This window comes from Mobiluncus mulieris ATCC 35243 (genome assembly GCF_000160615.1).
Lineage (GTDB): Bacteria > Actinomycetota > Actinomycetes > Actinomycetales > Actinomycetaceae > Mobiluncus > Mobiluncus mulieris.
In genome coordinates this window covers 732,495-745,566 of the sequence record NZ_GG668518.1, presented here as the reverse complement: position 1 = coordinate 745,566, position 13,072 = coordinate 732,495, and the positions used below count along the sequence as shown (strand labels likewise).

At 55.2% G+C, this 13,072-nt stretch carries 12 protein-coding genes; 1 reads left to right on the top strand and 11 read right to left on the bottom strand.

Annotated features, from left to right (window positions below; genetic code table 11):
* Position 1 precedes the first annotated feature (1 nt).
* From HMPREF0577_RS03145 to HMPREF0577_RS03095, 11 genes are all read right to left on the bottom strand, one after another.
* Entirely contained in the window at positions 2-1,312 is a 1,311-nt protein-coding gene (locus HMPREF0577_RS03145; protein ID WP_231282884.1) for an FtsW/RodA/SpoVE family cell cycle protein, read from the bottom strand.
* On the bottom strand, positions 1,254-2,771 hold the full coding sequence (gene murD, locus HMPREF0577_RS03140; protein WP_004012214.1) for a UDP-N-acetylmuramoyl-L-alanine--D-glutamate ligase: 1,518 nt from the start codon (positions 2,769-2,771) through the stop codon (positions 1,254-1,256). The genes HMPREF0577_RS03145 and murD overlap by 59 nt, the downstream gene beginning before the upstream one ends.
* Complete coding sequence (gene mraY / locus HMPREF0577_RS03135) at positions 2,768-3,871, bottom strand: phospho-N-acetylmuramoyl-pentapeptide-transferase (RefSeq protein ID WP_004012213.1); 1,104 nt, start codon at positions 3,869-3,871, stop codon at positions 2,768-2,770. Before mraY ends, murD begins: the two co-directional genes overlap by 4 nt.
* Complete coding sequence (locus HMPREF0577_RS03130) at positions 3,868-5,319, bottom strand: UDP-N-acetylmuramoyl-tripeptide--D-alanyl-D-alanine ligase (RefSeq protein WP_004017847.1); 1,452 nt, start codon at positions 5,317-5,319, stop codon at positions 3,868-3,870. Before HMPREF0577_RS03130 ends, mraY begins: the two co-directional genes overlap by 4 nt.
* A 10-nt stretch (positions 5,320-5,329) precedes the next feature.
* The gene (locus tag HMPREF0577_RS03125) at positions 5,330-6,880 is read right to left on the bottom strand and encodes a UDP-N-acetylmuramoyl-L-alanyl-D-glutamate--2,6-diaminopimelate ligase (RefSeq protein ID WP_004012211.1); all 1,551 of its coding nucleotides are present in this window, start codon (positions 6,878-6,880) and stop codon (positions 5,330-5,332) included.
* 104 nt (positions 6,881-6,984) lie between these two features.
* Complete coding sequence (locus HMPREF0577_RS03120; protein WP_004015709.1) at positions 6,985-8,787, bottom strand: peptidoglycan D,D-transpeptidase FtsI family protein; 1,803 nt, start codon at positions 8,785-8,787, stop codon at positions 6,985-6,987.
* Between the two features lie 69 nt (positions 8,788-8,856).
* A complete protein-coding gene (gene ftsL / locus HMPREF0577_RS03115; protein ID WP_004015708.1) occupies positions 8,857-9,261 on the bottom strand; it encodes a cell division protein FtsL in 405 nt (134 codons plus the stop codon).
* Positions 9,261-10,283: a 16S rRNA (cytosine(1402)-N(4))-methyltransferase RsmH gene (gene rsmH, locus HMPREF0577_RS03110; RefSeq protein ID WP_004012208.1), complete on the bottom strand. Its 1,023-nt coding sequence runs from the start codon at positions 10,281-10,283 to the stop codon at positions 9,261-9,263. Before rsmH ends, ftsL begins: the two co-directional genes overlap by 1 nt.
* Positions 10,284-10,340: 57 nt before the next feature.
* Positions 10,341-10,490: a hypothetical protein gene (locus HMPREF0577_RS03105; RefSeq protein WP_004012207.1), complete on the bottom strand. Its 150-nt coding sequence runs from the start codon at positions 10,488-10,490 to the stop codon at positions 10,341-10,343.
* Positions 10,487-10,918, bottom strand: a complete 432-nt coding sequence (gene mraZ / locus HMPREF0577_RS03100; RefSeq protein ID WP_004015704.1) for a division/cell wall cluster transcriptional repressor MraZ — start codon at positions 10,916-10,918, stop codon at positions 10,487-10,489. The genes HMPREF0577_RS03105 and mraZ overlap by 4 nt, the downstream gene beginning before the upstream one ends.
* Before the next feature lie 163 nt (positions 10,919-11,081).
* Positions 11,082-11,492 (bottom strand): DUF3040 domain-containing protein, encoded by a 411-nt coding sequence (locus tag HMPREF0577_RS03095; protein WP_004012205.1) that lies wholly within the window; start codon positions 11,490-11,492, stop codon positions 11,082-11,084.
* Positions 11,493-11,722: 230 nt separating this feature from the next.
* Between HMPREF0577_RS03095 and HMPREF0577_RS03090 the strand changes: the two genes are divergently transcribed.
* Positions 11,723-13,030 (top strand): hypothetical protein, encoded by a 1,308-nt coding sequence (locus tag HMPREF0577_RS03090; protein WP_004012204.1) that lies wholly within the window; start codon positions 11,723-11,725, stop codon positions 13,028-13,030.
* Positions 13,031-13,072 lie beyond the last annotated feature (42 nt).

Genomic DNA, 13,072 nt, shown 5'->3' with positions numbered 1-13,072 from the left:
TCTAACGCTTTATCCGCCGGCTCTTGGAAAACTTCACACTCGACCCGGCCAGAATTGCCAGGGAACGTTTCACGGGACGAAGCCGCACCTGCAGGGCTTCTTGGGCTCCGGGTTCATGTCGGGCAAAAGACAAAGCCACTCCGATGGCACCCATAACCGACAACATCGAAGACCCGCCGGAAGAAATCAGTGGCAGTGGCACCCCGATAATCGGCAACAAGCCCACCACCGCACCGATGTTGATGATAGCCTGAGAAAAAAACCATCCCATAATTCCCGCCAATGTATAGACCTCGAAGGAAGCAGTTGACCGGCGCATCATTCGGGTCAAGGTCAAACACAGCAGTATGAACAGCGTCAACACCCAAAAGGTACCAGCTAAGCCAAATTCCTCGCCGAGAATAGCAAAGATATAGTCCGTGTCAGCTTCGGGTAAGTAAGACCATTTTTCGCGGCTAGCCCCCGGACCAACCCCAGTTAGTCCCCCGGTGGCCAGGCTCCACAGACCATGTTGGCGCTGGTAGCCAACCCCGGTGGGATCGGTAGTAGAGGCGTCCACGAAACCGAAAACCCGACGGCGGCGGCTCGGGGAACTCATCACCCCCACGGCAGCCAAACCGGCGCCGCAAACCACGATGATAGCGAGGTGACGTAAGCGGATACCCGCAATAAAAAAAGCCACCAGAATCAAGGAAGACATTACCATAGCAGTCCCCAGGTCGCGGCCTATCATAACCAAGACGATAGAGCCACCAGCCGCTCCCCCAATCGAGTACAGCGGAAAATTTCTGGTGGACTTGTGACGCAACCTCGAATCCGAGAGCATGGCTCCCAGGAAAATTACCAAGGCGAGTTTCATGAACTCGGAAGGCTGAATGGAAAAGCCGATTCCCGGTATCACCAGCCAGTTCGTGTTACCGCCCGCGCTGACCCCATGGAAACCAGGCAAGAACACCAAGGCCTGCAACAGCCATGAAGCGCCAAGTAAATACCAGGCCAAGCGCTTATATATCACCGCCCTGATTCGTGAAGCCGCAAACATGACCGCCAGGGAAGCCAAATAAATCAAGGAACGCTTCCCGAAGGCCAAAAAAGGATTAGATTTCTGGTCTAGCGCCGCGATGGTAGCCGCCGAAAACACGGTAATCAAGCCGATAGCAAACAACAGCCAAGTAATAACCAACAGCAGGTAGTAGCTCAACACCGGGTGGTCACGCCAAGACTGTAGAAACCGACGTTTCGGGCGCAACGACTCAGCGGGATTCGACTCCGCTGTTGCGGCTGGTGCCGCTTGCGAATCGAGTTTCGTCATCTTGCTTTCCTGTCTTGGCCTGGTGTAACGCGTTTACCGCCGCCGCAAACAATTCGCCGCGCACCCCGTAGTTAGGGAACTGATCCCAAGAGGCACATGCCGGGGCAAGTAAAACCACATCCCCCGAAGCAGCGAAATCCGTAGCGGCTTTCACGGTTCGTTCCATAAGATTGTCCCCCGGTTCGATTCGTTTTAAGGGAATTCCCGGGGCGTTTTGCGCAAATGCCTGACGGAAAGGTTCCGGGTCAAGGCCGATTAACACCGCCGCTTTCACCTTCGGAGCCACCAGCTTTACCAGCTGGTGGAAATCTTGGCCTTTGGGGTCGCCCCCCACAATCCACACGGCGTGTTTATCCGCCACATCTCGCAAAGAAGCTGCCGCCGCGTGAGTATTGGTCGCTTTCGAATCGTCAATATAGGAAACGCCATCGAACACACCAACCGGGGCACGACGGTGATGTTCCAGCTCAAATTCGCGGATACCGCGCTGCACCCAAACCGGCTGCAGCCCGTAGGCCCGCGCCAACCCCGCTGCTGCCAAGGTATCCTGCAAAATCGCAGAGGTAGGGGTAGGCTGCCCAGTCAAGTGTTCCAAGTCGGCAAAACGTGCCAGCTCTAAGGCCTGTTTGGCGGGGTCGGAAGTAAAAGCCCGGTCAACCAAAACATCGTCGATTACTCCCAGGAAACCCGGCTGGGGAATCCCAGGAGTCAAACCAAAGATACGTTCCGGGGGCAAACCCGATTGCGCCAAAACCTTGGTCGGTAGTTCCTCGGTGACGGGATAGAAAGCAGCGTGTTGCACCCCGCGATAGATTTTGGACTTATCCCAAGCGTATTCATCGGCGCTGCCGTGCCAGTCAATATGATCGGGGGCAAAGTTCAGCCAAACCGATGCCCAGGGTTGCACGGAAAACGTCGCGTGCAACTGGAAAGAGGACAGTTCTACCGCCAAGGCATCTACCGCGCCTTCGGCCACCACCTGGACAATCGGGGTGCCATAGTTCCCCACCGCCGTGGCTACCACTCCCCCAGTAATCAACATTTGTGCCAGCATTCCCGTAGTGGTGGTTTTCCCATTCGTACCAGTAATACACAGCCACTTGCACCCGCGATTGGAGCTCTCCTGTTGAATCTGCCATGCCAGTTCCACTTCTGACCACACGGGTGCCGCTACGGCAGACAACCGGTAAAGCGGATTATGCGGGGGAATTCCCGGGGAAACAATAAATAATTTATGCCCCGCCTCGACGGCAGCTTGCGCCTGATTTTCCTCCCCGACTAATGAACAGAAAGCTACTCCAGAGGCACCCAAAGCCTGGCGCGCGCGCTCTAACGCCGCCCCAGAGGCATCGTAGCAAGTCACTCGCGCCCCTAGCGACATGAGCACCTCTGCCGCCGCGATACCGGATTTCCCTAAGCCTAAAACCCCAATAGAGGCATCAGTAAACTGCGAACTCATGGCAAACGCGCCACCCAATCAAAATAGAACATACCTACCCCGGCTCCCGTCATAATCCCGGCAATAATCCAAAAGCGTATCACTACCGTAATCTCTTTCCAGCCCAACAACTCGAAATGGTGGTGAATTGGAGCCATTTTGAACACCCGGCGACGCGTGGCTTTAAAGAAACCGACTTGAATCACGTCGGAAAACACCTCCACCACAAACAGCCCCCCGATAACTACCGCCAAGAACTCGGTGTGAGTGAAAATCGATACCCCCGCCAGCGCGCCGCCCAGAGCCAAGGATCCCGTGTCTCCCATGAAAATCCGCGCTGGGGAGGCATTCCACCACAGAAAGCCAATCAGTGCCCCGACTATCGCGGCACAAACAATGGCAACCCCCAGCGGGTCGCGAGTTTCCCCATAGCAAGCACTGACCACCGCCCCGGCCGTGCGACATGACTGCGAAAACTGCCAAAACGATATCAAACCGTAGCCACCAAACACAAAGATGGAAACCCCAGAAGCCAGACCATCCAAACCGTCAGTCAGGTTTACCGCATTCGACCAGGCGGCCACCAGGAAATTAGCCCAAATCAAAAACAGAACCACTCCCAGGCCAATCCCCAGGAATGCCAGGTTCACTCCAGTGTCGCGAATCACCGAGATTTTAGTGGAAGCGGGGGTGAGTTTCTGGTCATTTTCAAACCCCAACGCCAGACCGGAAAAAATCGAGGCCACTGTCAACTGTCCCAACAGTTTAGCGGTGGGATTCAACCCCAAGGATCGATGCTTAGAAATTTTAATCCAATCGTCTAACCAGCCAATGAATCCCAGCCCCACCAGCAGGAACAACAGCAATACCTCGGAAACCACCGGGCTGCGATGCGACACTATCCCTATCTGGATATGCGCCACTGCCCAGCCCCCAATCACCGCCGCGATAATCATCACTCCGCCCATGGTGGGGGTGCCGCGTTTAGTGTAGTGCGCGGTCGGCCCGTCTTGACGGATAAACTGGCCAAACTGTTTTTTCACCAGCCACTTTACATAAACCGGGGTGGCGAACAGGCTGATGACCAGCGAAAACATACCGGCCAGGAGTACTGCAGTCATCGCACCCGTCCCCTTTCCTCGATGCTTTGAGCGAGTTTCCACAGATTCGAATCGTGCGACCCCTTAATCAGAATCAAGTCTTTGGGACGCACTACTTCTTGGAGCAAACGCCCGGCGGATTTTTCATCGAGGGTGTGATGGTGTTCCCCATCATGACGCAGCGCAGAATAAGCCAGCTCAATGTTCTTCGCCATCGGCCCGACCCCAATTAGCACCGGAATTCCTACCTTGGCACAGTAACGTCCAATCTCGCCGTGCAGTTGCGGGGCAGCTACCCCCAGCTCCAGCATGTCGCCCAACACGGCCACAACCCGTCGGCTGGCAGCGTACTTCGATAGTACATCCAGTGCGGCTTTGACAGAATCGGGGTTGGCATTGTACGCATCGTCAATCAAGTCCACTGCGTCTGCCAGGTGCACCAGGTGCATTCGGTGCTCGGATTGGGGGGTGGCGTGGTGTAGGGCGGCCGCGATTTCATGAGTTGCCATCCCGGCTACATGCGCGATGGCTGCGGCAGCCAGGGCATTAGATACGTGGTGAGCCCCGATGAGTTGCATCTCTACTTGGGCTTTACCGGCAGGGGTATGCAGGGTGAAAGAGGCGTGGGAATCCGAGTCAACCTTGAGGTGAGTAGCCCGCACCCCCGTAGCTTTCTGGCTAGAAAAGTAAATCAGCCTACCGGCGGTGCGCCCGCTCATAGCTTCGACTCTCGGATCGTCGGCGTTCAGGATGGCTACCCCGGTGGGACCGAGACTGGTGATAATCTGGGATTTTTCTGCGGCCAGCGCGTCCACGGAATCATAGGATTCCAAGTGCGCCGTCCCCACCATCAACACCACCGCCACATCCAGCGGAGCAATCGCCGTCAAATATTTCAAATCCCCCGGTTTTGAAGCACCCATCTCGAGGACAAGGTATTCCGTATCACTATCGGCCTGGAGCACAGTCAGGGGCAAACCTATTTCATTGTTGAAAGAACCGGGGGGAGCCACAGTTTTTCCCTTAGCAGAAAGCAGCTGGCGGGCGAGGTCTTTGGTCGTAGTTTTGCCCGCCGATCCGGTAATCCCAATCACGAGTTTAAGCTTGCCTGACCCATTTCGTGCCCGGCTTCGCAGCTGTTCTAGATGAGCCTGGGCGATTTTCCCCAAGGCTATCTGGGCATCGTCAACCTGGAGTAAAATCAGTTTCCCCAGTTCCTCCTCGGTAGCCCAGTCTTGCGCCAGGATTTCGTCGCGGTTTTTGGTTACCACCGCTACTTTCCCTCCCCGACGCGCCACCGATCCCAGGAAACAGTGTCCATCGGTATGTTCTCCCGGCAAAGCCACAAACACATCACCCGCTTCGATAAATCGGGAATCTGTGTTTACCGTACCTTGAATTCGAGTGGAATTTGTACCTGGCTCCAGCCCTACGATTTCTCGCAGTGCATCAATCGTCATGTCGATCAAGGGATTGCTCCTAGTTTCGCAGTTGCAATGCCGCGCGAGCTTCCACGCGGTCATCTAAGTCTATAGCTCCCACCGGGGTTTCCTGAAGTGTCTCGTGGCCACGACCCGCGATAACGACCGTATCTTGGGGCTTCGCGTCTTGAATGGCCTGTTTAATAGCCGCGGATCGCCCCGCAATTTCGACATACTTACCGGGGAAGTCTTCCAGCCCAGCGCGAACCTCGGCGCGGATTTTGCCGGGGTCTTCTTCGTGGGGATCGTCATCGGTAAGATAGGTAAAATCAGCTAATTCACCGGCGATTCTACCCAGAATCGGGCGTTTTTCAAGGTCACGTTGCCCGGTTCCTCCAAACACCAGACGCAGCCGGCCAGCGGTAGAGGGGCGCAAGGTTTCGAGCAAGCTTTTTAAAGCCCCCGGATTATGCGCGAAATCCACAATAACTCGAGGTTGATTCGCAATCAGTTCCATACGTCCCGGAACTTCCACCCGGATGGGGTGAGAACAAAGGTGACGCAGAATATCCCCATTCAGCATCCGTGGACTGACACTCAAACCGGTGACTAGCATCACAATAGCCAAGGCCGTGTTGACCGCATTAAAGCGGCCAGGCATCAGTACTTGAACACTGGCGGTTTTCCCGTCGAAAGCCCGCAAATCCAAGTGAGAGTAGCCACTGGTATCGGGAGTGATGGAGGCTTGCCAATCTGCGGGGAATCCAGTGGTGGAAAGGGTCACAAAGTCATGTTGTCCCATGCGCTCAAGTTGTTCAGCCAGACGGCGTCCCCAGTCATCATCCACAATGATTACTTGGCGGTCGGAGCGTCTTTCGGTGAACAGCGAGGCCTTGGTTTGGAAATAATCCTCCATAGAGTGATGGAAATCCAAGTGGTCATGGGTTAAGTTACAAAAACCTGCCACTCTAAATCGCAGCGGATCAACCCGCCCCAACCCCAAAGCATGAGAAGAGACCTCTAAAACGAGATCCTCGAGGTGTGCGGCGACCGTGGACGCTGCAATGGCCTGAACTTGAGCGGCCTGGGGGGTGGTGATATTCGAGGGCACACTACGTTTACCGATAGCGACTTCTACCGTTCCCACCAAAGCAGCAAGTTTTCCGACGCGGTGCAAGAGGTGCCGCAGCAAATACGTGGTAGTGGTTTTCCCGTTCGTCCCCGTTACCCCCCACAATCGCAAATGATTAGCGGGATTACCCCAAGCCATAGCGGCGGCGCGACCAGCAGCGTGGGGTACATCGGGCACTGTTATAACCGGAACCTCCGGGTTGGCCACTAAATCCAGTCCAGCCGCATCAGTCAGCACCGCCTTTGCCCCTCGAGATATCGCATCGGGGGTAAACTTTGCGCCGTGAACATGGAGACCGGGCATCGCGATGAACAGTTCCCCACCACGAACATCGCGGTTATCTATCACGGCTCCGCGCACCTGTCCGGCCGGCCCGTGCCTTGTCCCCCCCACAGCGTCGGCAATAGCAGCCGTATCCACCCAAGCCAAAGCCTGTAAATCCGGTTCGAAAGGGTTGAATTCATTTTCCAAAGTCATTCGTGTTCTCCTTTATGGGGCTTCCGGATTTATCTGATTCTGTGGAATCCCCAGGTTTTTCTAGAAATCCCCAAGTACCCAGTTTATCCGGGTTTTCCGGGATACTACCCCCCGATGGGATAAAGCTCGGACTTAGCATTTGTCGGCGGAATGCCCAACTCCCTTATCGTAGCGTTTGCAATGTCTTTAAATGCCGGAGTTGCCACCACCACACCATAGATAGAGGTGGCGGGACGCTCTACCACCACCGTGATTACCACTCGAGGATTATCTGCGGGGAACACGCCAGAAAATGAACCAATGGTGCCGGTTTGTTGGCCTTTAGAATTAATTAACTGAGTGGTGCCGCTTTTGCCGGCCACCGGGTATCCCTCGATGACGGCGGCGGATGCCCCACCGCTTCCAGAGACCACTCCTTGCATCATAGTCAACATTTCCCGGGCGGTTTCCTTGGTATAAACCCGGGTTCCCGCATCAACCTTTTTCTGGATGACTTTTCCTTCCGGGGTGCGCCACGAGTCAATCAGATGCGGCGAGACTTTCACCCCACCATTAGCCACGGTAGCTATCCCGCTGGTGACCTGCAAAATAGTCGCTGCTACGCCTTGTCCAAACATGATGGTATAGCGCTGACGCCCATCCCATTTTTCGGGTGGGGACAGCAGCCCCCCGGATTCGCCGGGAAGTTCCACTCCGGTTACCTTTCCGAATCCTACTTGGCGTAACTTGGCGTAACGCTGAGAATCCTTTACCAAATCCCCGACCTGGACGATTCCCACATTTGACGACTTCGCGATAATCCCCGCCGACGTTAAACTTTGCACCCCGTGGAACACAGAATCCTGGAAGGTTTGCCCATTGGACATAGTTATCTTGTAAGGAACCGTGAAACGGGTCAGGGGGGTAACTTTCCCTTCGTCCAAAACGCTGGCCATGGTCTGAACTTTCATAGTCGAACCGGGTTCATAAACAGTGGATACGGCTTTGGAACCCCGGTTTTTTTCGCTGGATTTGGTGGGGTGGCGGGGGTCAACGGTATCGGTTTCACACAAGGCTAAAATCCTCCCGGTACCGACTTCCTCAACTTCGGCGGTAACGCTTTGTGCCCCGGTTTTGACTCGGGTCTGTTCCACTATCTGTTGACAGTTGTTTTGTAAGTCCACGCGGATGGTGGTTTTCACGCTTTGCCCGGCGATGGCGTCTTTCTTGTAGTTGCCTTGAACTGGGATTTCCTGCCCTTTACGACCAATTTCGCGAGATTCTTCGCCATCCACCCCCGCGAGTTTCGCGTTTTGGCTCAGTTCCAGTCCCGCCAGACCGTCTCCGTCAGTGTTCGTGAACCCCACAATATTGCCGGCGATATTACCATTGGGATAAATTCGTTTGGTGATTTCCTCCGGTTCGATGCCGGGAATACGCAGTTTTTGAATGTCACGCCACACTTCTGGAGTGATTTCCTTGGCTATATACACAAAGGTAGACGGTTTACTGCCGGGGGCGGCCACCAATTTGCCCCCCAGTTCGGCGGGGTCTTGTTTCAGCAGCGGTGCCAATTTTTCGGCCGCTGCCACCGGCCCGAAGGCTTTAATCTTTGCACGGCGGTATTGATCCAGTTCAGGCACTTCTTCGCCGTCACGCTTGGTCATAACGGGTTCATAATACGTATTAATTTTAATCTGGTTTACCCCAACGTTATAGCGTCGCACCGAGGTGGCCAGCGGCTTGCCGCTCGCATCCACAATATCGCCCCGCGATGCCTTGATAACAGTAGTGCGTGACCGCTGCTGCTGGGCTTGCTTGGCTAATGCGGGACCGTCAACCAGTTGCACAAATACGAGACGTACCGCGAATACCACCAAGACAAGAATAATCAACCCGGCCAGGGTGCCTCTCCGTAAACGACTCACTGTCCCAGCTTGCCTTTTTTCCGAGGTTTTGCCGGTATCACACGCCGGTTTCCCTCTTTACCGCGATGTCTAGCGAGCCGCCTGGCCGGGGGTAACGTTGTGTTCCGCGAGGTTGATGTACCCCGGGCTCCCGGCGGGTACCAATCCCAGTTCCCGGGCTTTTTGAGCCAATTTCTGGGGGGATTGGGCTTCGCGAGCCCGCATAACCAGGTCGGCTTGATAGTCCTGTAGTTGCGAGAGCTCTAAACGCTGGGCGTACATAGCGTAGGAGGTCATCGCCATCTGCGCGTTGACCACGACTGGTATCACCAACGACATAATCAGCAGGGTGGTTACCGTAACCCACATGGGCCAAGTTATCTGGCGTTTTGCCAGGGTCGGCACCACGTGAAGTCGCTCGCGGGGTGATGCCGCCGGACTCAGTGATCGTGGAGCGGGTTGGGGTTTGCGCAGCGCGTAGTTTACGTTGCTCACTATTTCCTCCTCGGTGCGGGGTTGGGGTTGGGGCGTTTCGGTTCATGAGGTGCCATTTCGCGCAATTTCGCTACTGCCCGAAGGCGCACCGATTGAGATCTGGAGTTTCGTTGCAGCTCGAGGGCATCGGCTTTTTCAGCTCCGCGAGTCAGGTCTTGTAACCACGGTTCATACCCGGTGGGAATCACGGGCAGCCCCCGGGGTACCTCCGGATGGATTCCCGGGGTGAAGGCTTGTTTGACCAGGCGGTCTTCCAGGGACTGGTAGCTTTCCACTACCAGGCGTCCGCCGACTCGCAAAGCGTCGAGCGCCGCTGTGAGAAAGACTTCTAAGTCTCGCAGTTCGTCGTTCACTGCCACTCGCAGAGCTTGAAAGGTGCGCTTGGCGGGGTTTCCACCGTGGCGGCGTGCCGGGGCAGGTATTGTGGCTCTGATTAGGTCAACCAGCTCTCCGGTGGTGCGCAAAGGCGTGACTTCCCGAGTTTTCACAATATTTCTGGCGATTTGTCGGGCGAATTTTTCTTCCCCGTAGGTGCGCAGCACCCTCGCGATTTCTGTCTCGCTGGTGGTAGCTATGAATTGTGCTGCGGTAATCCCCCGGCTTTGATCCATACGCATATCCAGGGGAGCCTCGGGGATGGCATAGGCAAATCCTCGCGCGGTTTCATCCAGTTGCAGCGAGGAAACTCCCAGGTCGGCAAGAATCCCGTCGACGGTTTCCAGGCCTCTTTCCGCCAGGATTTCCGCGAGCTGCCCATAGGTTGCCGCCACGATTTCTATTCGCGATCCGAAAACACTTAAGCGTTTTCCAGCCAAGGCGCGGGCTTCACCATCGCGGTCTATCCCGATAATCTGCAAGTGGGGAAAGCGTTGCAGCAAGGCTTCGGAATGTCCCCCCAACCCCACGGTAGCATCCACCAGCACGGGGCGCTCAACAGGGATTAGCGCGGGTGCCAGCAGTTCCACGCAGCGTTGCACCAGCACCGGCTGGTGTATCGCTGCGGTTGGGGTGATGGTACTCATGGGGTTGGGGGGCTCCTTTATCGATTACGAAAGCTTGCGGTGGTTTTGATTCAGTTTTCATGAGGTGCCATCCACAAAACAGCCAGTCTCGGGATTCACCTTGGTTTGAGCAGTCAAATCCGCCAGGTTTCCCACCGAGGTCTGCCTGCGGGGAAGCACATTCAGAATTCGGGGGGACACCTCGCGGCTTTGACCGCTTTGTCTCATAACAATCCGGGCACGATTTCCTCCGCTATCTCGGCGAAAGCGTCTTCACTTTCGGAAAGGTAGGTATCCCAGGTGTCAGCATCCCAAATCTCGGCTCGAGCTCCGGCTCCAATCACCTTGAGGTTCTTGTTCAACCCGGCGTATTGGCGCAGATTGGCAGGGATGTTAATCCGGCCTTGCTTGTCGGGAATCTGGTCAGTTGCTCCCGAGAGCATGACACGGGAGAACTTGCGGGCTTCTTTGTGGGTTAGGGGTGCCTGGCGCAGCTCGTCATAAATGGTTTCGAACTCGCTGGTCGGAAAGGCGTAGATACAACGCTCCTGACCAGGGGTGAGGACGACTCCAGCCGAGAGCTGGTCACGAAAACGGGAAGGAAGAATCAAACGTCCCTTGTCGTCGAGCTTGGGCTCGTAAGTGCCTAGGAACACGTTTCCCTCCTTCCTATTACCAGTTTCCTCCACTTTACTCCACTTAGCTCCACTTTCATAGTGAAACGCGAGTTAAATAAGAAACATTCCCTGAAATCTCGTGAAATTTCAGGGAATATGCTGGTGGAGGAATTTTTAGGAAATCATAATCTGTCGATTCCGCTTAGCTTTGCGGGTTTTGACGGCGATCCCACTTATCCTGTTGACGCTCCATAAAACTACCGCCACTACGCGCCACCGCTGGCTTGCGACTCGGAACTCTTCGTGAGTGCGGCGTGGATAAAATTCCCAGGATTTGCAAAACACCGAGCACCACCACAACGAAACCCAAAACTCCGGTCAAAGTACCCAGAACCTGGAGATGCTGCAGATAAGGCGAGGCCACCAGGCCACCAACCAAAACTATTATGCCAATCAGCATCAAGACCACCCCGAAGGCGACCCGCCGGGGGCGTGAAGTTACCCGAGGGAAACGAGCCGAACCTCGCATCTGGTCTACCAGTTTAGGATCTTGGTCACTCAGTTGCGCTTCCATCTGTGCCAATACTTCTTTTTCATAGTCAGACAGCGGCATTTTTCATCCTCCGGCGCAGAAAACTTGCTTGGACAACTCATGTTAAGCACCATTGTAACTTTTTGCCTCCCGCAATGCCACACCACCGCGAAATGTCAGCCGAACAAGACCCATTTACCCCAGTCTTAAGCAACACCGCCTGCTCCAGAAACAACCAAAAGCACACCAATCCGACAAAACGTTGACGTCATGAAGCTGTCATTTTAGCGCCAAACTGGTTTAATGGTTCTATGCAGCTGATAATCATAGCTTTATGGTGGATTCTCGCTCTATTCTTGGCGATTTACCTGGTGATAAGGGCGCGACCACACCCCGGTACCGAGCGTTTCCAAGCTCAAGTGTATGTCAAAGAAGTCGAAGCACTGACGGAAGACGACGTTCACCGATCTCACCCCTACGAGGTGACGGTGCTGATTCACGCTTGGGAATCCAATGACGAAGCAGAATTTCACGAAGTTAGCCTCAATCCCACCGATTTAAACCCCGGACGCGCCCGCGAAGCCCTGCGGCACCGCCAACCACTAACTGCCTGGGTTTCCAGCTTCGACCCGCGAGATATCGTCTTTACCCGGGACGAATCGTGGAATATGAACCGGATTTTGTGGGCGCTGTTAGTACTAGCAGCACAGTTCATAGCCACCGGCGCTTCGCTGTTTAACCTCAAGACTATCGAGGATGCCGACCCTTGGTTTGTATTCATGTTCCCCTTAGTAATAGGAGCCTTGATATACCTTGGGGGCATCGCCCTGACAAAGAGCGTCCGCAACTTTATTTTGTGGGTACGACTCAGCTCCAACCCGGTCACAGTCCCGGCGCGTATCACCGGAGTGCGCCAAATCCTAGGACGCGGGCAAGGACGTCAAAACGGCTACGAGGTCTCAATTATGTGGGCTCCTCTGGGGATGCCCGTGCAATATTCAAAAGTACAGGTGGATGCCGCGCGACGGCGCACCACGATTTTGTTACAGCGCCTCATCAGAGAACAGCTCAAAGAAGAAGCCGCCGGAAATTTCCGGGTTCAATCCACGAAGCCCGAAGACACCGCACATTCCGCCATCGCCCAGTTTGACACCCCCGGAGGTGAAACCACCATCAAAATCACTGCTCTGCCAAGCAGTGACCCGCGTAGCGACCCCCGTCCACCCAAAGTGAGGGAAGCCGCCGCCAAGGCTCGCGCCAAGAGAGAAGCCCAACTTTTAGCGGAGCGTGAAGCCTTCGAGGAAGCCACTGCCAAGGCTCGGATAGAAGCCGCCGAACGCGCCGAGCTCGGCTCCGAGGATCACAATCTGGAAACAGTAGCCGCCGAGGGGCCTCGAGCCTGGTACTATCCCATCAATCTAAGCCGAGTGAATCTGATGGGTTTCGATACCGGCGCAGAAAGAATCATACGCCTAGCGAGAGGCGCGTTCCTCTGGCTCGGTTTGGGAATAGTTTGCGTGTCTCTGGCTATATATCTAGGTTTCCTGCAACCCGATTTAATGTTCCCGGTATATCAGAACCCGAACCCGGGTTATGAGCCCCTAGGGAAATGGGAGTGATTTCAGGATTCAGCCCGGCACCCGGGATGGCACCTCATGAAT